We start from the raw sequence: 18,812 nt of genomic DNA, 5'->3' as shown, positions 1-18,812 counted from the left end.
AACTCAGCTAGTCCAGCTAACTGAGTTTTTCTTTATCTATTATATCAAATATAAGTCCGTTTGTAACTAGCGAAGAATTCTTTTGTCCGCTCTTCTTTAGGATGGTGGATAATCTCATCCGGTGTTCCAGACTCGATGATTTTCCCCTTATCTAAGAAGAGAATCTTATCAGCCACTTGGGCTACAAAGGACATGTCATGACTGACCAAAATCATGGTTTGACCTGACTTAGCAGCATCTGCAATAGACTTTTCTACTTCACCGACCAATTCTGGGTCAAGGGCTGAAGTTGGTTCGTCTAAGAGCAAGACATCTGGTTTCATAGCAAGCGCACGCGCTAAGGCAACCCGTTGCTTTTGTCCACCTGATAAATGGCGAGGGTAATGGTTTTCACGGTCAGAAAGCCCAACCTTAGCCAACTCTTCCTTGGCAATCTTAGTCGCTTCTTGGTCAGATAATTTCTTGACAACAACCAAGCCTTCTTTTACATTATCAAGTGCTGTTCGGCGTTCAAACAAATTAAACTGTTGGAAAACCATAGACAACTTACGGCGTAGAGCAAGGATTTCTTCTTGAGTGATTTTAGAAAAATCAACTGAAAAATCATCAATCTGAATAGAGCCACTGTCAGGTGTTTCAAGATAATTGAGACTGCGAAGGAAGGTTGATTTTCCAGCTCCTGAAGAACCAATCAAGGCTACAACTTCCCCTTTTTGAATATCCAAGTCCAGATGATCCAAGACAGTCTGTCCTGAAAAGGATTTACTTAAATTCGAAATCTTAATCATTAACGAAGGTCTCCTTTCACATCTGTTTGCACTGTATCAGGTGCAGAAATAGCCATCTTTCTCTCGATGAAACGACCGAGGCTTTCAATTCCAATATTGACTACCCAATAAACAAGGGCAACGGAAATAAAGCGTTCAAAATAGCGGTAATCAGCTCCACCTAAAATCTGAGCTTGGGCAAAGACTTCCACAACACCAGCACTAAAGGCTAGGGACGTACCCTTGGTCAAGCCGATGAGGGAATTGATCAATGTTGGAGTCGCCACAACTGCCGCATTTGGAATAATCACTCGTCGATAAACTTGTGCTCGGGTCATACCCAGACTGCGTGCCGCCTCAATCTCACCAGGGTTGACTGAGAGAATGGCTGCACGAATGGTTTCACTCGCATAAGCTGCTTCATTGAAGGCAAAGGCGACAATCGCAAAAGCAGCAGCTGGAATAGCATTGATATTGAGACCAGTTCCCCATTGCTGATTGAGGGCTTTCAAAGCCAAAGGAATTCCGTAGTAGGTCAACATGAGTTGCACCAAAATCGGTGTCCCTTTTAAGAAACTAACAAAGAAAGCCTGCAAGGGATATAAAATCTTGACACGATTGATTTTCACAATGGCAAAAAGAAGTGCCAAAACCAAGCCAAAAAGAGCACCTCCAATTGTCAACATAATCGTTGTTGGAAGTTGTTGGACAATTCTTGGAATTCCATCAAAGACCGAACGCAGGCTAAAAAGCTTGCCATCCGGAATCAATTGCATCAAGTTTTGATACCAATCTGATGCTAAAATCGTTGTAACATTCATAAAAACATCCTCTCCTGATAATGATTCATTCTACCATACTTCTGCCGTCAATGAAATTATTTGCTACGGTCAGATACAGACTTTGTCCACCTACTAGTTTATCATACTTTGAAACAGGGAGGTTATATATTTTATCTATCAAAGAGATAAGTAAAAACTATTTCAATCCCAATTCTTCATAAGCTTTTCGATAACCGATTTGCTTAACAGTCCCATTTTCTACTAAAATGGGCCGTTTTAACAACATACCGTCACTTGCTAGCAACTCAGCAGCTTCTTGGTTTGACAGACTTCCTACCTTATCTTTCAACCCCAATTCACGGTATTTGATACCACTGGTGTTGAAAAATTGCTTCAACTCGAAACCTGAGGTCTCAAGCCAGTTTAAAATGACTTCTTGGCTGGGTGTTTCTTCCACGATGTGAACAGCTTTGTAGTCCACACCTAATTGGTTTAATTCTTGTTTTGCTTTTTTACAAGTTGAACATTTCGGGTATTCGATAAATTCTAACATGTCTTTCACTTTCTATTTTATATCTTTAAAATCTGCGCCTTCATGCTGCAAGAGCCAAGCTTTCTTTTCCACTCCTGCAGCATAACCTGTCAGTCGCTTGTCTGCTCCCAGCACACGATGACAAGGTACTAGGATAGACCACGGATTGCGTCCTACTGCTCCACCAATTGCTTGGGCAGAAGCTACTTGCAGGTCTTGGGCTATTTGTCCATAGGTCACTGTCTGACCATAAGGAATTCCCTGTAAATAGGACCAAACTCGCTTTTCAAAATTTGTTCCGATTGGAGCCAAGGGCAAGTTGGATAAATCCCGAGACTTGCCTTTAAAGTAATCATCTAAGCAAGCAATAACTGGGTCTAAGATAGGATGACTAACAACTGCTTCTATCGTCTCATCTCCTAGTCCCCTCTCAAAATGCTTCTGCTCCTGCATCCAAATGCCATGCAGATATTGCTCGTCGGCAACCAAAGACAAGGTTCCTATTGGCGAAAAGTAGAGCATTTTTGCGTACTTCTTTTGCATTATTTCTTCAATTTTTGATAGGCCAAGCGTTCCCCATCAACCGGCACCTTTCCAACCCGTTTAAAACCAAGTTTTTCAAAAATATGTTGCATAACCTTGTTTTCAGCATGCGTATCTGAGCGAAAATCTAGATAATCAAATCCTTCAATCAAGCCCTCTAAGAAGGTTTGAGCAATTCCCTGTCCCTGGGCATCTCCTGCCACAGCAATACGGTGAAAGACTAGGTACTCTGACTCTCCAGCTTGCCATTTTCCTTCATAAATGGCTTCATAGGCTGCCTCTGGACTCTTGGTCACAGCAGCATAAGCTAGTAGTTCTCCCTCTTCCAAGGCTACGTAGGCTTGACCTGAGATAATATCATCTATGATAACATCTGCATTTGGATAACCATTTTGCCATTGGTCACTACCAGCAGCTGCTAAACTTTTTTTAGCATCCTCCATCACCTGCATGATGGCAGCTACTTCATTTGGAAAAGCTAAACGAATCTCCATCTTTTCTCCTCATTTCTGACTAGTTTCTCCCATCATAGCATAATTTAAGTCTTTCTACAAGCAGTTAAAACTTGACTTTCTGTTTTTATTATTTTATAATCTAGTTATCAAAACTAGATAAAAAGGAGTTGAAAATGAAAACTACCTTTTCCTACCCCAAATGGGCAGAAATTCCAAACATTGACCTCTATCTGGACCAAGTTTTGCTCTATGTCAATCAGGTCTGCGCCCCTATCTCTCCTGATAAAGACAAGGGCCTGACAGCATCTATGGTCAACAATTATGTGAAACATGGTTACCTGACAAAGCCTGACAAGAAAAAATACCAACGCCAACAGATTGCTCGTTTGATTGCTATCACAACCCTCAAGTCTGTATTTTCTATCCAAGAAATCGCCCAGACACTTAATACTCTACAAAGTCAAGCAAGTTCATACCAACTCTACGACGCTTTTGTGGACTACATGAACCAAGGAATTGATCCAGCTAACCCCATTATCCAAACCAGCTGCCAAACCGTTAAACTCTATCATCAAACTCTAGCCTTAATCGATCATACTCAAGAGGAGGTAATCCAATGAACACTAGTCTTAAACTCAGCAAACAACTCAGTTTTGGAGAGGAGATTGCTAATAGCGTAACCCATGCCGTAGGCGCAGTCATCATGCTCATCTTACTACCTATTTCATCCACCTATAGTTACGAAGCACACGGCTTTTTATCCTCTATCGGTGTCTCCATTTTCGTTATCAGTCTCTTTCTCATGTTCCTATCATCCACCATTTATCACTCTATGGCCTATGGTTCGACCCACAAATATGTCTTGCGAATCATTGACCATTCGATGATTTATGTGGCTATCGCAGGCTCTTATACGCCAGTCGTCTTAACCTTGATGAATAACTGGTTTGGCTATCTAATTATTGCCATTCAATGGGGAACGACCATCTTTGGTATTCTCTATAAAATCTTTGCTAAAAAAGTCAATGAGAAATTTAGCCTTGCTCTTTACCTGATTATGGGCTGGTTGGTTCTAGCTATCATTCCTGCCATTATCAGTCAAACAACGCCAATTTTCTGGAGTCTCATGGTAACTGGCGGACTTTGTTATACAGTTGGGGCTGGATTTTACGCTAAGAAAAAACCTTATTTCCACATGATTTGGCATCTCTTTATCCTAGCTGCGTCCGCACTCCAATACATCGCCATTGTTTATTACATGTAAAAATGGGTTAGGACAAAAAATCCTAACCTCATTTTTTTATTCTCTATGATGTTTTAAATTCAAAAGCACTCTAGTCTTTTTTATAATATCTACTATCGTACCGCCAATTATGGTATACTACTTCCCTGCTAGTATGTAAATCAGAATAGTTATACTCTTCGAAAATCTCTTCAAACCACGTCAGCGTCGCCTTACTGTATATATGTGACTGACTTCGTCAGTTTCATCTACAACCTCAAAACGGTGTTTTGAGCAACTTGCGGCTAGCTTCCTAGTTTGCTTTTCGATTTTCATTGAGTATTAAATCATAATCATCCGTTAATGAACCGTACCTAACGAATCAAGACAGACAAATGGTCACATAACAAATAAACGTTTTAAAACTCCTTTTTGACTATATTTCACTCCATTTTATCTTCTTAAACCCACGGAACAGGAGAAAGATACCAATAAAGAGAACAGCTAAAGGAATAACTTTTGTAAGGAAAACATTTGAAATGCCCATCCACTCATAGTAACGAAGCAGAGAACCTACCACAAGATGGGCAATAATCATACTAACAAATGGACGAAAAATCGGTTCTTTCCAATTCCAAATACTGATGACTAGGGAAATCGTAAAGACAGACAAACTATCCCAGGGAGCCGGAAGATAAAAGGCTCCTTCTTGAATGAAATTTGCCATTCCTACATATCCCAGAACAACTAGTAGAACAAGAATCCCAACGACAATATAAGTGCCAATTTTCATCTTAGGAGAATCTTGGACTAGCCCCCAACGTAAGATTGTAGCCACAAGTCCAAATCCAATCAGAAAAATAAGAAGTTGCCCTAAAAACGTGAGCAAATTGACTGTTAAGAGAGGGCCTTTTGAAAAATCACCCAGTAGCTGATAGTAACGTAATATCGCTAGGACAAAAATTGGTGTCAAAAGGGACTCCTTGATAGAACTGCGTGGTGCTTCCTTGAGAATCTCTTTCATTATTTTTTTAGGATTCTTACCTAGATAATCCTCTGCACTCATGCCATCTCGTTCTGCTTCTGAGAAATCTAACATCATCAAATAGATCTGCTCTCTGAGATAGTCTTCATCATAGAGAAATCCAGCAAGATTAAAACTATCCCACAGTTCCTCAAAATACTGCTGATTCTCCTCAGAAAACTCATGCAACAAATTGTTTGTTTCTTCATAATACTTCATTTTCGTCATGGTTTATCCTCCATTCTTAATTCCTTCTACTTTTTGACTCAAATCGTCCCATTGTTGCCAAAAGACCGAGACACGCTCTTCTCCTTCTTTAGTTAACGAAAAATACTTCCGATCTGGACCATCTGGCGACGGGCGCATATCGCCTCTTATCCATTGATTTTTTTCTAACTTTTGCAACAAAGGATAAATAGTTCCTGGAACAATAGTGTCAAATCCAGCCTCTCGCAAAGTTTGAACCAATTCATAGCCATATCGCTCTTTTTGACCAATCATATCCAGAACACAACCTTCAAGAACACCTTTTAATAGTTGAGTTTCTTTCATCACTTCTCCCTTCTAATCTATTTTGTAATACCTACTAGCAACTCCACCTATAATATACCACTTTCACACTAGTTTGTAAAGCATAATAGTTAATACTTTTCGAAAATCTCTTCAAACCACGTCAGCGTCGCCTTATCGTAGATATGGTTACTGACTTCGTCAGTTCTATCCACAACCTCAAAACAGTGTTTTGAGCTGACTTCGTCAGTTTTATCTACAACCTCAAAACAGTGTTTTGAGCAACCTGCGGCTAGCTTCCTAGTTTGCTCTTTGATTTTCATTGAGTATAAATAAAAAACAGAACTAGCATGAACTAGTCCTGTCTATTTTTACCCAATCACACTTCCGTTTGGTACAGCTGGATCAACTGTAAGAAGGGTTAATTTTCCATCATGTTCAGCTGATAGGATCATCCCTTGGCTGACATATTTTTTCATCATTTTACGTGGTTTGAGATTGGCAACGATTTGAACTTTCTTACCAACCAATTCTTGTTCATTTGGATAGTATTTTGCAATTCCTGAGAGGATTTGACGGTCTTCACCATCACCAGCATCCAAGCGGAATTGAAGCAACTTATCTGAACCTTCTACTTTAGACACTTCTTTGACTTCTGCGACACGGATTTCAACCTTGTCAAAGTCTTCAAACTTGATTTCTTCCTTGTTTAGTTTGAGTTCAACTTCGTCTGGGTTCCACTCTTTTTCGACCGCTGGTTTGTTGCCTTCCATTTGTTCCTTGATATAGGCGATTTCTTCTTCCATATCCAGACGTGGGAAGATTGGTGTTCCTTTGGCAACTACAGTCACATCTGCTGGGAAGTCAGCCAAGCTCAAGTTTTCAAGGCTAGCTACTTCTTCCAAGCCAAGTTGATTCAAGAGTGCACGACTGGTTTCCATCATAAATGGTTCAATCAAGTGAGCGACGATACGAAGGCTAGCTGCCAAGTGACTCATGACACTTGCTAATTGGTCACGAAGTGCTTCATCCTTAGCCAAGACCCATGGTGCGGTCTCATCGATGTATTTATTGGTACGAGAGATCAGAGTCCAGACTGCTTCAAGAGCACGTGGGTAGTCAACTGCTTCCATGTGTGTGTGGTAGTCTGCAATTGATTGTTCTGCAACCTCAGCAAGAGCATGGTCAAACTCTGTTACACCCTCTACATAGGCTGGAATTTGTCCATCAAAGTACTTGTTAATCATAGAAACCGTACGATTGAGGAGGTTTCCAAGGTCATTGGCCAATTCGTAGTTGATACGGCCTACATAGTCTTCTGGAGTGAAGGTTCCGTCTGAACCAACTGGAAGGCTACGCATGAGGTAGTAACGAAGTGGATCTAATCCATAACGCTCTACCAACATTTCAGGGTAAACGACATTCCCTTTAGACTTAGACATTTTACCGTCTTTCATGACGAACCAACCATGAGCAATCAAACGATCTGGCAATTTGATATCCAACATCATAAGAAGGATTGGCCAATAGATTGAGTGGAAACGAAGGATGTCTTTTCCTACCATGTGGAAAACTGTTCCATTCCAGAACTTGTCAAAGTTACCATGTTCATCTTGACCGTAGCCAAGAGCTGTCGCATAGTTAAGAAGGGCATCAATCCAAACGTAGACAACGTGTTTTGGATTTGATGGGACTGGTACTCCCCATGTAAAGGTTGTACGAGAAACTGCCAAATCTTCCAAACCTGGTTCGATGAAGTTGCGAAGCATTTCATTCAGACGACCATCTGGAGTGATAAATTCAGGATGGGACTTGAAAAATTCCACCAAACGATCTTGGTATTTGCTGAGACGAAGGAAGTATGATTCTTCAGAAACCCATTCTACTTCGTGACCTGATGGAGCAATACCCCCAGTTACATTTCCAGCTTCGTCATGGAAAACTTCCGCAAGCTGGCTTTCTGTAAAGAATTCCTCATCTGAGACTGAGTACCAACCAGAATATTCACCCAAATAGATATCATCTTGAGCAAGCAGGCGCTCAAAGACTTGAGCTACTACTTTTTCATGGTAGTCATCCGTTGTACGGATGAATTTATCGTATGAGATATCGAGTAATTGCCAGAGTTCTTTAACACCAACTGCCATTCCGTCAACATAGGCTTGAGGGGTGATTCCAGCTTCTTCAGCTTTTTGCTGGATTTTCTGACCATGTTCATCAAGACCTGTCAGATAAAAGACATCGTAGCCCATCAAGCGTTTGTAACGTGCTAGGACATCACAGGCGATGGTTGTGTAGGCAGATCCGATATGAAGTTTTCCAGATGGATAGTATATCGGCGTTGTAATATAAAAATTCTTTTCAGACATAATTTTTCCTTTCCAGGCAAATGAAACCTGTTTTTCTAACACTTCATTATATCACATTTTGAAGGATTTTCGATAGAGAAATCCATACAAAAACAAGATAGACGAGTGTCCATCTTGTTTATTCTATTCATAACGAAGGGCTTCAATTGGATCAAGTTTCGATGCCTTGTTGGCTGGCAAGACTCCAAAAATCATACCCACGCTAGCCGAAACTGCGAGACTAAATAGGGCAACTGGAATTGATACTCCAACTTCTATACCCGCAATCAAACCTTGCAACAACAAACCTGCTAAGGCAGTTAAACCACTTGCAATTGTCAAGCCAATTAATCCACCTAACAAGGTCAAAATCATGGATTCAATCAAAAACTGGATTAAAATATTAGCACGTGTCGCACCCAAAGCCTTACGGAGACCAATCTCACGGGTACGCTCTGTAACAGAAACCAGCATAATGTTCATAACACCAGTTCCTCCAACAAAGAGAGAAATTCCTGCAATGGCGCTAATAACCGTCGTCATAAAACTAAACGATTGTTGAATTTCTGCAAATGCAGCTGACTCATCTGCCACTTGATATTCTCCCTGTTGCAAGCCAGCCAGCTCTGTCATTTTTCGTGCTAATTCTGGACCCAGAGTTTGAGTCAAGCTTGTGTCATTCACTCGAAAGACAATATTAGCAATTTCATCTACATTAAAATTCGCAGCAAGGGAGATATTTGTGGTAATAGGCAAGCCACCAAGACCATACATTTTTGAATTTTTAGATTCTGGGCTAGTATAAACACCAATGACTCGATAACTAAAACCATTGACTTCCACAACCTTGTTAATAGCCTCTTGAGGAGATCCAAATAGACTAATGGATAATTCTTCATCAAGCAAAATGACACTTGCAAATTCTTTGAAATCTTGTTCTCTCAGACTACGTCCTGCAAGAATTTCATTGTTAACAGCCTCCATATAAGTTCTGTTTCCACCTGTCAAATTGGCATTTTCAACCTTTTTATCTTTATAAGTCAAGATGGCGTTCGTTGAGTTGGTTACATAGTAATTATCCACTCCTTTCAGTTTGGCTGCCTCCTTGACCCAAGATTCTTGCGGTTTTGGTGGTTCAACATGAACTTCCTCTTCTTTTCCAGAAACCGTAAAAGCTGATTGTTTCTGAGTAAAAGATCCATCTTTACTTTTTTTAGAAGAGAAAAAGACACTGATATTTTTTTGAGATCTGGTCATGTTTTTATTGAGCTGTCGAGACATGGAATCACCCAGAGCCATAATCACAACAACCGATGAAACACCGATAATAATCCCAATCATGGTAAGCAAAGAACGCATCTTGTGAGCCATGATAGATGAAAAGGCAAATTTCAGATTCTGCATCTTAGTTTTCCTCCTTTTCTAACTGAGCACTATCAGATGAAATAACTCCATCGCGAATGACAATCTGACGTTTGGCATAAGCAGCTATTTCAGGCTCATGCGTTACCATGATAATGGTTTTTCCTTCTTTATTCAAGTCAACCAATAGTTGCATAATTTGATTCCCTGTTTTGGTATCCAAGGCTCCTGTCGGTTCGTCTGCTAGGATAATAGAAGGATTGTTTACCAAGGCACGCGCAATAGCCACACGTTGCTTTTGACCACCAGATAATTCCGAAGGCAAATGATGACTACGTTCTGTCAATTCAACCTTATCTAGATATTCCTCAGCTAACTTACGACGTTTTGAAGCCGAAACTCCTGCGTAAATTAAGGGTAATTCTACATTTTGCAAAGCATTGAGTTTAGATAGAAGAAAGAACTGCTGAAAGACAAATCCGATTTGTTGGTTACGGACCTTGGCTAGTTGTTTTTCACCAAGTCCAGCTACTTCTTGGCCTTCAAGATAATATTCTCCACTGGTTGGTGTATCCAACATGCCGATCGTATTCATGAGAGTGGACTTACCAGAACCAGATGGTCCCATAATGGCAACAAACTCACCCTCATTCACTTCTAGGTTGATATTTTTGAGAACCTGCAGTTCTTGGTCACCGTTACGGTAGATTCTGCAGATATTTTTTAGACTAATTAGTTGCTTCATCAGCCTTCACCTCTTTTCCTTCCTCTAGAGAAGACGTTGGGTTACTGATGACCTTGACTCCATTTGTCAGACCTGAAGTGATTTCTTGGTTGTCTGCATCAGCATTGCCCAAACCAACTTCCACTTTCTTGGCCTTTTTCTGCTCGTCAAGCACCCAGACATAGTTCTTATCATTTTCAGTCACAATACTTGTTAGAGGAACCAAAATGGCTTTACTCTTGTTCTTGACCTCAACACTTACTGAGAATCCTTGTTTCAAATCACCGATTTCACTTGTAACATCGATGGTATATGGATATTTAGAACCAGAATTACCACCTGCTGCGGCAGTAGCTGCACTTGCTGCTTCACCATTGTTTTTAGGGTAGTCAGAAATGTAGCTAATCTTACCAGTCCAGCTCTTATCTTGGTAAACTTTAGAAGTAAAGGTTACTTCTTGTCCTACAGAGAGGTTGGCAAGGTTATATTCAGATAGTTCCCCCTTAACTTGCAAGTTTTCATTACTTACGACATGAACTACTACTTGGCTAGCTCCTGTTGGAGATTTAGAAACATTACGGTTGACTTCGACCACAGTTCCCTCTAAGGTACTGAGAACCGTCATTGCATCCAACTGACTTTGAGCCTTGCTTAATTGCGCTGCTGCATCTGCACGAGCATCACGAGCATCACCTAGTTGTGCATCAATAGATGACACTGCATTTCCTGAGACTGGAGCTGGAGTTTGGGCTGCTACACCTTCGCCTCCTGCTGGCGTTGGCAACTGTGGAGCCGGAGCTGAAGCAGCTTCATTTCGTGCTTGATTGAGTTCATTGATATGACGATCTGCCTTAGCAACTGCTCTACTCGCTGAATCATAGGCCGCCTGGGCTTCTGAACTACTGTACTTGACTAAAGCCTGTCCTTCACTGACCTTATCACCCACAGAAACAAGGATTTCATCTAAATCTCCCTTACTAGCATCAAAATAAACATATTGTTCATTTTTTGCTGTTACTGTCCCTGACAATAAAACAGAGGATGCCACGCTTCCTTCCTTGGCAACAACAAGATGAGTAGCCTCATCTTTTACAGCAGTCTGAGAAGGTTGTCTAAAGAGCAAAATGCCCCCAGCACCCAATACAACTACACTCGCAGCACCGATTGCTGCATACAATTGCCACTTTTTAGCTTTACCATTCTTTTTCATAATGAAACTCCTTTTTGATTTAAAGTTCTTAACAATATTATACAAAAATTATCAATTTGAAACAATAACATTTCAGAACGAAATAATGACATTTCAGGATTTAATTATTGTTCGGAATTTATTTTACAATCGTTGTACTAGTTATATAATACACTTTATTTTTCTTTTTTGCAAGCCTTTTCTTTAATTTTTTTGAACGTAGCAGATTTTTGCAATCACATCAAAAAAAAGATAGAATATGACTATCAAAAAATGACACTCTACTATTTAAAAGAGTACAAAGGAGTTTTCAATGAGAGAATACGATATCATTGCTATCGGTGGAGGTAGCGGAGGAATTGCTACTATGAACCGTGCTGGTGAACACGGAGCTAAAGCGGCCGTTATTGAGGAAAAGAAATTAGGTGGAACCTGTGTCAATGTCGGTTGTGTTCCTAAAAAAATCATGTGGTACGGGGCGCAAATCGCTGAGACTTTCCATCAATTTGGAGAAGATTACGGCTTTAAGACTACTGATCTTAACTTTGACTTTGCAACACTACGTCGTAATCGTGAAGCCTACATCGATCGCGCTCGTTCTTCTTATGATGGCAGTTTTAAACGCAACGGAGTAGACTTGATTGAAGGTCATGCTGAATTTGTAGATTCTCATACTGTCAGCGTAAATGGTGAACTGATTCGTGCTAAACATATCGTGATTGCTACTGGTGCCCATCCAAGTATTCCAAATATTCCTGGTGCTGAGCTAGGTGGCTCTTCTGATGATGTATTTGCCTGGGAAGAATTGCCAGAGTCAGTTGCTATTTTAGGCGCGGGTTATATTGCAGTTGAATTGGCTGGCGTGCTCCACACTTTTGGTGTCAAGACAGACCTCTTTGTTCGCCGCGATCGTCCTTTACGTGGTTTTGATTCTTATATCGTTGAAGGTTTGGTCAAGGAAATGGAAAGAACAAACTTGCCACTTCATACTCACAAAGTCCCTTCCAAGTTAGAAAAAACTGCTGAAGGCATTACCATTCATTTCGAAGATGGTACTAGTCACACAGCTAGCCAAGTTATCTGGGCTACAGGCCGCCGTCCAAACGTTAAGGGCTTGCAACTTGAAAAAGCTGGAGTAACTCTGAACGAACGTGGCTTTATCCAAGTGGATGAATACCAAAATACTGTTGTTGAGGGAATCTATGCTCTAGGTGATGTAACAGGCGAAAAAGAACTGACTCCAGTAGCTATCAAGGCTGGGCGTACCCTATCTGAACGTCTCTTTAACGGAAAAACAACTGCAAAAATGGACTACTCAACTATTCCAACTGTTGTCTTTTCACACCCTGCTATCGGAACGGTTGGATTGACAGAAGAGCAAGCTATTAAAGAATACGGTCAAGACCAAATCAAGGTTTACAAATCAAGCTTTACTTCTATGTACTCTGCTTGCACTTGCAACCGTCAAGAAACACGTTTCAAATTGATCACAGCTGGTTCTGAAGAAAAAGTTGTCGGACTTCATGGAATTGGCTACGGTGTTGATGAAATGATTCAAGGATTTGCTGTTGCTATCAAAATGGGAGCAACCAAGGCTGACTTTGACGCAACTGTGGCGATTCACCCAACTGCATCTGAAGAATTTGTAACTATGCGTTAATCGAAATAAAAGAAGCAGAGCAAAAAACACTTCTAAATATCAAAAAGCGAGTATTTCCGTAGTTGGAGATACTCGTTTTCTTATGTTTTATTTTATAGTATGTTGAAATAAGATATGCAAAAATCAATTAACAAACCATAGCAAAATACAAGGATTATAATACAATCATTTATTCTTTTCTTTAAAAGATTCATATATTTTTTTATATAACTCTTTTATATCTTTTTTCTGAGAATTCAACTCTTCGTTACCGTAGTCAAAATTTGCTACTACAAATCCCTCGTCAGCATTAGAAAAAGTAAAAAATTCTATTCCAATGAGTTTATTATGCTTAGAGTCCTCTATAGTGTCTCCTAAACCATTATTGAATTTCTTCACTTCTTCTTCACGAACTCCGACCCCCGCAGCAGCTCCATTTGCAATGATGTTTGAAAATACTTCTTCTGAAGATGCTAATTCTTTCACAGTTATGAAGTATATAGCTTCTTCCGTTTCTACTTGTCTCACTTTATTCCATTTTTCTGTATCACTAGAAGAAAGCGTATAGACTATTAACTCCAGTGTTGGTTTATTGGTATTTTCTTTTGTAATCATTTGTTTTCCAAAGAAGAAAATAGCAAGTAGCCCAGCTACAAAGATCAAAGCAATATAAATTATCTTTTTCATACATTATCCCCTATATCTTTCATATCAATGATCACATCAACTTCGTTATAGACAGCTGGATCATGTGTCGCTATAATTACATATTTGTCTTCATCTCTTTCATTCAATAATAAACGAATAATTTCTTTTCCAATCTCACCATCTAAAGCTCCTGTAGGCTCATCTGCTAAGATAATTTTTCGTGGTTTCATTAACATTCTGGCAATAGCTACACGTTGAGCCTGCCCTCCAGACAATTCATATATTTTTTGATGTAAATAGTCATTTGACAGTCCTACTTTTTCAAGTACATCAGTTATTGTTTTTTTGTCTTTAGTGATAAGGCTCAGATTATCATATACTGTTTTGTTATCTATTAAAGAATAATTCTGAAATACATATCCAACAGTATTTTTAAAAAAAGTTCTTTCTTTTATCTTCCAAATATCTTGTTTATCAACTAAAACATTCCCACTGTCAATTTTTTCTAATCTTCCTATAATGTTAAGAAGGGTGCTTTTACCAGAGCCAGAACCTCCAATCAATGCATAACTTTTTCCAGATTCAAATTTAAAATTTAAGTCTGTAAAGATCTTTTTTGAGCCGAAACTTTTTGAAACGTTCAAAAGGTCAATTGTCATGTTTCATCTCCTTTTAAAATTTTAGTATAGCTTTCAGATAATTTTCTAAAACTCATGATTATTGACAACATCAAAACGAGCAGAGAAGCGAGACCAATATATAGCAACTCTATTTGACCTGTCATAAGAAATGTAAATAGGATAACTATTGTAATAGTCATCATAAAATACTTGAGACTTGAAATTGCTATATATGTTTTTGACAGACCCAAAATAATTTTTTTCACATATTCATTCTGTTTTAGGGCAATATAAAGTTGGACATATTGATAAATGAGTATAAAGACAATACTGTAAATTATCTTCTGCAAAATTTGTGAAAGTAGAATTTGGTGCTCTAAGGACTGGATCTTTAATTTCACAATTTGGTAAACATCTACTGGATTCATTGAAAAATTCAACTGGCTAGCCATTTCATTTATTTTCTTTACCGCCTCAGGACTAAAAAGAGACTTATATGTTATATTACTAGCCAAAGAAAACTTGTTGTTTTCAATCATTTTGTCCGTATCTAACACAACAACAATGTTATCTTTACTATCTGCTACACTTGCGATTGGTAAAAACTCTTTCATTTTATGATTATCATCAGCATCTTCATTAAAATAAAAAATTTTTTTCCCATCAGGAATTATTTGTACTGCAATTTCTTCTTTTGTATAGTTTGTTCCAATAAATTGTTCTGCTACAACTGTATTTTCAATAGATTTCTGATTTTCTTTCCATTTCTCAGGAATATAGATGGTTGCTATCTTATTATCTAAAAGATGATAGTTTGTTCCATTCACTTTATTTTGTAGGTTAGCACCTGTTTGATTAATATAAATCAACTCTTTATTTATTTCTGGATTCGTTATCCCGTCATTTTTTAATTGTTTAGAAAATTCTTCTAAAGCATGAGATGTTTTCATAAAATCTGGAACATATGCAGAGGATCGTTCTATATATAAATAATCTAAGTTTTTTAAGGAAGCAGCTATCTGTAGATACTTACCATCTGAATCACTAACTTCTCCATTTTTAGCAGAGTTACTTTCAATTCCAAGGAATTCAATCCTTCTCCAGTCTTTTACTGTGTCCCATGGTACTAAATTCTGTATCTGTATGTTAATACTAGATTGACTACTCTTTGTTTCTTGTAAAAAAATTCCTGAGACAAGGATGATAATCGAAATAATAGCAAGCCATACGACAAAAATAAGCTTGTTTTTTGCCTTGTTTTTGATAATTTCAATGGGCTTTTCAATCTGAATCGTCAACCAAAATAAAACAAAAGTAATAAGATCAATGATTTGAAATAGTATAAAATTCGTTAAAAGCAGAGAGAAAAATAACTTAGAACTATAAGTGAAGAAACCATTCCCCAAAAAAGAACTGTAAGAAATCATCAATAAAGCCATCATAATCAGTTCAAAAATAATAGAAATGCCATACTCTCTTCTTAGATCGTATACAGGCAAGCCCAAAGAACGTCGTATCACTCCTTCTTTAATCTGCCTCGTTCGAACAACAAATAACACAACTAATAAAGTTAAGTAAATTGACCCCATTAACAGTATTCTTAAAGTTCCAGTAAATTGTAAGATTCCTCCTATATACCAAGGATAAGCCATATATACTGTTTGTAGTCCAGTCATCGTAAGTGGTTTCAAACTGTCTATATTTATTTTCCCAAGGGTGTAATACATCCCTATTATTGGCGCTGACTTTAATTGCTCATTGTTTTCATCATCGAAATTTACATACTTCAACTGACCAGAACTCTGAACGATTGGTTTGTAAATGGTAACCTTTTCCGTTTTTGATACGTCACGAACCATTTCGTATATTTCGTTATTAGAAAGATTACTTTTTCCTTGAATAGAAAAAGCACCATCAATTGGTAAAGGTACGGGGGTTTCAGTATCGCTGATAGTGACCAGACCAATTGCAGCGATCAAACAAAAGAAAAATCCAATGATACATAATTTTAATTTCATAAGCACTTACCATATTACAAAAGACCCTATCTTATAATCGGGTCTCTTGTTTTCATAAATTATTTTTAAAATCTATAATAATCCCAATATGCATTTAATCGAATATCGCTCCAAGATTTTTTTGCACTTGAATATGCCCATCCATAATCTTTTTTATCATAAGCTTTAACGGTTCCCCAATAATTCGTTACTGAAGATTTTGAACCAATATTATTTGGAGAACTACAAAGTAATTTGAATAACCATAGCTATTATCTACACCATACTGCCATACATCAATAATGGGATATGGAGCAGGGTGTGCTGTAGTTGCACTAACAACACTAGCTGCAGTAGCAAAGCCAAAACTTAAAACACTTGCAACTAGAAAAACAGATGCTTTCTTATTAATTCTTTTTTCATTTTACTTTTCCTTGAAGTTAAATATTTGATGAAGATCAAATAATAGTCCCTTTTTAGTCCCTCCATATTACTTTAATATGAATTGATTATATTTAGGTTTTTAATCACCGTTACGGTATCTAGAGTCGTTAAAATATCTCATAACTACCCCTCCTTTTAAAATTGAACACATCTAGATGTATCCGTTTACATTTGTAATTGTAGTACTTATTTTTTAGTTTGTCAAGTATTTATAGTATATTTTTTTTTGATAAAATGGGATTATCTATAAAGGCGATTTTCGAATCAACAAAACAATAATCCAACTTAACTAGTCAGGAAAATCTGCCGTTACAGTTTTTGTTACCTTATCTTTAAAAATTGGTTGACAATCATTCTTCTGCGAGTATAATAGTTACTATACATCATAAAAGAGGTTAACTATTTTGAAAAAAGCTCACGTTTATGCTTTCCCTGCTATTGGAGCTGCTCTCATTGCTGTTTTAGCACAAATCAGTCTTCCAATTGGACCTGTCCCCTTCACTCTGCAAAACTTTGCAATCGGCTTGATTGCTACTGTCTTTAGACCGAGGGAGGCTGTACTTTCTGTTGGTCTCTATCTTCTTCTAGGCGCTATCGGTCTTCCTGTCTTTGCAGGAGGTGGAGCTGGATTGCAGGCGTTAGTTGGTCCTACTGCAGGCTATCTTTGGTTTTATCTCGTTTACTCTGGACTTACTTCCTCTCTAACCAACAGCAAGAGTGGGATTGTGACCATTTTTCTTGCTAACCTCTTGGGTGATGCCCTTGTCTTTATCGGTGGGATTCTCAGCTTGCATTTTCTAGCTGGAATGGCATTTGAAAAAGCTCTTGTTGTGGGGGTCATTCCCTTTATCATCCCAGATCTTGGTAAAATTATTGCTATTAGTTTTATTAGCCGTCCATTACTTCAACGCCTTAAAAATCAGGCTTACTTTGCTAACTAAAAAAGGATATCGAGTTGTCATAACTCAATATCCTTTTCTTTCATTTTGAAAATTTAATTGCCTTTAAAGGCATCCACCATCGTTTGAAATTCTTCATTTGAGAGAGTAATTCCTTTACCCATTTTAGTATGATCTGGACTCCAAGCACGAATATCAAACTTTGCAGGGGCACCATTAAAGCTCACACGGTTGATTTCCTTGGTCCAACCTTTTTCGTTTTCAGAAAGAGTCAACAAGTGCTCTTCGATTTCAAATGTAAATTCTGCCATTTTCTTCTCCTTTTTTAGCTTTCATCTGATTATTCGTAAAATCTTGTAGATTTTAGGAAAATTTTATATAATATTGATATAAAAGAAGGGAGGCCACTATGAGACATAAATTCCAGCAAGTTCTAGATAAAATACATGACTTTTTAAATGGACATGAAGAACCAGACCAGACTGAAACCAACTCCCTTACCGCTACTATTGAAGAGGCTATCCAGAAACAAACTGCTGTTCACCTTATCTTGTCTGAGACAAGCTTTACAGGTGACATCATCAAATACGATCAGCAACGCCAGCAAATTATCGTGAAAAATTTTGCTAAAAATGTGACCCGTATTATCCGCATAAGCGATATTCAACGCCTTCGATTCGTCCCTTCGACCGTCCAAACAGCTCAAAAAAATAGATTTAAGAAAGAGTGAGATGTAGTTGCTTCATCCCACTCTTTTTTCTTAGCGAATTTGTTCAAAATGCAAATGAACCGCGATATGATCTCCATAACCACTTCTTTCCAAGTCACGTTGTAAACGATAGGAAATGTAGTGTTCTGCAATGGTAATGTAACCTGCACCCAGTAAACGATGTTCAACCATAGACTGAATCATGCTGATAGTAGCACGTTCCACCTTGGCTTCTTCCAAATCCAAAACAACTTTCTTAGTGACTTGTGCAAGGTTTTGACGCAAATCATCTGTCAATACATAGACAGTTTGGGCCGCCTTTAAGATAGCTTGGTAAATCTTATCTGGATTAAATTCAGCAATTTCTCCATCACGTTTGATTACTTGCATAGCTTTCT

The 18,812-nt window shown here is 38.3% G+C and carries 22 protein-coding genes and 1 pseudogene; 5 read left to right on the top strand and 18 right to left on the bottom strand.

What is annotated here, in order from left to right:
* Positions 1 to 44: 44 nt before the first annotated feature.
* The 5 genes from O3601_RS04860 to O3601_RS04840 all read right to left on the bottom strand — a co-directional run bounded on the left by O3601_RS04860 (position 45) and on the right by O3601_RS04840 (position 3,118).
* The gene (locus tag O3601_RS04860) at positions 45 to 788 is read right to left on the bottom strand and encodes an amino acid ABC transporter ATP-binding protein (protein WP_000590965.1); all 744 of its coding nucleotides are present in this window, start codon (positions 786 to 788) and stop codon (positions 45 to 47) included.
* Positions 788 to 1,588: an amino acid ABC transporter permease gene (locus O3601_RS04855; protein WP_001103449.1), complete on the bottom strand. Its 801-nt coding sequence runs from the start codon at positions 1,586 to 1,588 to the stop codon at positions 788 to 790. The genes O3601_RS04860 and O3601_RS04855 overlap by 1 nt, the downstream gene beginning before the upstream one ends.
* A 157-nt stretch (positions 1,589 to 1,745) precedes the next feature.
* On the bottom strand, positions 1,746 to 2,102 hold the full coding sequence (locus tag O3601_RS04850; RefSeq protein ID WP_000889091.1) for an arsenate reductase family protein: 357 nt from the start codon (positions 2,100 to 2,102) through the stop codon (positions 1,746 to 1,748).
* A gap of 12 nt (positions 2,103 to 2,114) precedes the next feature.
* Positions 2,115 to 2,624 (bottom strand): methylated-DNA--[protein]-cysteine S-methyltransferase, encoded by a 510-nt coding sequence (locus O3601_RS04845; protein WP_371471434.1) that lies wholly within the window; start codon positions 2,622 to 2,624, stop codon positions 2,115 to 2,117.
* Entirely contained in the window at positions 2,624 to 3,118 is a 495-nt protein-coding gene (locus tag O3601_RS04840; RefSeq protein ID WP_371471432.1) for an N-acetyltransferase family protein, read from the bottom strand. Before O3601_RS04840 ends, O3601_RS04845 begins: the two co-directional genes overlap by 1 nt.
* Before the next feature lie 134 nt (positions 3,119 to 3,252).
* Between O3601_RS04840 and O3601_RS04835 the strand changes: the two genes are divergently transcribed.
* Positions 3,253 to 3,699 carry a DUF1836 domain-containing protein gene (locus tag O3601_RS04835; RefSeq protein WP_371471430.1) on the top strand — a complete coding sequence of 149 codons (447 nt, stop codon included), beginning with the start codon at positions 3,253 to 3,255 and terminating at the stop codon, positions 3,697 to 3,699.
* Positions 3,696 to 4,343 carry a hemolysin III family protein gene (locus tag O3601_RS04830; protein ID WP_001097996.1) on the top strand — a complete coding sequence of 216 codons (648 nt, stop codon included), beginning with the start codon at positions 3,696 to 3,698 and terminating at the stop codon, positions 4,341 to 4,343. Before O3601_RS04835 ends, O3601_RS04830 begins: the two co-directional genes overlap by 4 nt.
* Positions 4,344 to 4,737: 394 nt before the next feature.
* Here O3601_RS04830 and O3601_RS04825 read toward each other — a convergent pair whose 3' ends face one another.
* The 7 genes from O3601_RS04825 to O3601_RS04795 form a co-directional block, all read right to left on the bottom strand.
* Complete coding sequence (locus tag O3601_RS04825; protein WP_261068085.1) at positions 4,738 to 5,553, bottom strand: hypothetical protein; 816 nt, start codon at positions 5,551 to 5,553, stop codon at positions 4,738 to 4,740.
* 3 nt (positions 5,554 to 5,556) lie between these two features.
* Positions 5,557 to 5,877 carry a PadR family transcriptional regulator gene (locus O3601_RS04820; protein WP_000665422.1) on the bottom strand — a complete coding sequence of 107 codons (321 nt, stop codon included), beginning with the start codon at positions 5,875 to 5,877 and terminating at the stop codon, positions 5,557 to 5,559.
* An 89-nt stretch (positions 5,878 to 5,966) separates the two neighbouring features.
* Positions 5,967 to 6,158 carry a hypothetical protein gene (locus O3601_RS04815; RefSeq protein ID WP_261068086.1) on the bottom strand — a complete coding sequence of 64 codons (192 nt, stop codon included), beginning with the start codon at positions 6,156 to 6,158 and terminating at the stop codon, positions 5,967 to 5,969.
* A 48-nt stretch (positions 6,159 to 6,206) separates the two neighbouring features.
* A complete protein-coding gene (gene metG, locus O3601_RS04810; RefSeq protein WP_261068087.1) occupies positions 6,207 to 8,204 on the bottom strand; it encodes a methionine--tRNA ligase in 1,998 nt (665 codons plus the stop codon).
* Between the two features lie 123 nt (positions 8,205 to 8,327).
* Positions 8,328 to 9,587 carry an ABC transporter permease gene (locus O3601_RS04805; protein ID WP_371471426.1) on the bottom strand — a complete coding sequence of 420 codons (1,260 nt, stop codon included), beginning with the start codon at positions 9,585 to 9,587 and terminating at the stop codon, positions 8,328 to 8,330.
* Position 9,588: 1 nt separating this feature from the next.
* A complete protein-coding gene (locus O3601_RS04800; protein ID WP_219966765.1) occupies positions 9,589 to 10,290 on the bottom strand; it encodes an ABC transporter ATP-binding protein in 702 nt (233 codons plus the stop codon).
* Entirely contained in the window at positions 10,274 to 11,482 is a 1,209-nt protein-coding gene (locus O3601_RS04795; protein ID WP_219966951.1) for an efflux RND transporter periplasmic adaptor subunit, read from the bottom strand. Before O3601_RS04795 ends, O3601_RS04800 begins: the two co-directional genes overlap by 17 nt.
* A gap of 289 nt (positions 11,483 to 11,771) precedes the next feature.
* Here O3601_RS04795 and gor point away from each other — a divergent pair, with 289 nt between their 5' ends.
* Entirely contained in the window at positions 11,772 to 13,118 is a 1,347-nt protein-coding gene (gene gor / locus O3601_RS04790; RefSeq protein WP_219966766.1) for a glutathione-disulfide reductase, read from the top strand.
* Between the two features lie 165 nt (positions 13,119 to 13,283).
* Here the strand turns inward: gor and O3601_RS04785 are convergent, their stop codons facing one another.
* From O3601_RS04785 to O3601_RS04770, 4 genes and pseudogenes are all read right to left on the bottom strand, one after another.
* Complete coding sequence (locus O3601_RS04785) at positions 13,284 to 13,784, bottom strand: hypothetical protein (protein WP_371471424.1); 501 nt, start codon at positions 13,782 to 13,784, stop codon at positions 13,284 to 13,286.
* Positions 13,781 to 14,404: an ATP-binding cassette domain-containing protein gene (locus O3601_RS04780; protein ID WP_371471422.1), complete on the bottom strand. Its 624-nt coding sequence runs from the start codon at positions 14,402 to 14,404 to the stop codon at positions 13,781 to 13,783. Before O3601_RS04780 ends, O3601_RS04785 begins: the two co-directional genes overlap by 4 nt.
* Positions 14,401 to 16,383 (bottom strand): ABC transporter permease, encoded by a 1,983-nt coding sequence (locus O3601_RS04775; RefSeq protein ID WP_371471420.1) that lies wholly within the window; start codon positions 16,381 to 16,383, stop codon positions 14,401 to 14,403. The genes O3601_RS04780 and O3601_RS04775 overlap by 4 nt, the downstream gene beginning before the upstream one ends.
* Positions 16,384 to 16,448: 65 nt before the next feature.
* Positions 16,449 to 16,774, bottom strand: a pseudogene (locus tag O3601_RS04770) (hypothetical protein).
* Positions 16,775 to 17,210: 436 nt separating this feature from the next.
* Here O3601_RS04770 and O3601_RS04765 point away from each other — a divergent pair.
* Positions 17,211 to 17,747: a biotin transporter BioY gene (locus O3601_RS04765; protein ID WP_371471418.1), complete on the top strand. Its 537-nt coding sequence runs from the start codon at positions 17,211 to 17,213 to the stop codon at positions 17,745 to 17,747.
* Between the two features lie 53 nt (positions 17,748 to 17,800).
* On the opposite strand, the gene O3601_RS04760 is transcribed toward O3601_RS04765, so the two are convergent.
* The gene (locus O3601_RS04760; protein WP_000807422.1) at positions 17,801 to 18,016 is read right to left on the bottom strand and encodes a YdbC family protein; all 216 of its coding nucleotides are present in this window, start codon (positions 18,014 to 18,016) and stop codon (positions 17,801 to 17,803) included.
* A gap of 98 nt (positions 18,017 to 18,114) precedes the next feature.
* Here O3601_RS04760 and O3601_RS04755 point away from each other — a divergent pair, with 98 nt between their 5' ends.
* Positions 18,115 to 18,435, top strand: a complete 321-nt coding sequence (locus O3601_RS04755) for a hypothetical protein (RefSeq protein WP_001216104.1) — start codon at positions 18,115 to 18,117, stop codon at positions 18,433 to 18,435.
* Positions 18,436 to 18,465: 30 nt separating this feature from the next.
* On the opposite strand, the gene O3601_RS04750 is transcribed toward O3601_RS04755, so the two are convergent.
* Positions 18,466 to 18,804, bottom strand: coding sequence for an ATP cone domain-containing protein (locus O3601_RS04750; RefSeq protein ID WP_001196040.1), 339 nt, complete (start codon positions 18,802 to 18,804; stop codon positions 18,466 to 18,468).
* Positions 18,805 to 18,812 lie beyond the last annotated feature (8 nt).

It is taken from the genome of Streptococcus sp. 20925_1_69, from assembly GCF_041432365.1.
Lineage (GTDB): Bacteria > Bacillota > Bacilli > Lactobacillales > Streptococcaceae > Streptococcus.
The sequence above is the reverse complement of the archived record's forward strand: the minus strand, read 5'-3'. Positions and strand labels throughout refer to the sequence as shown.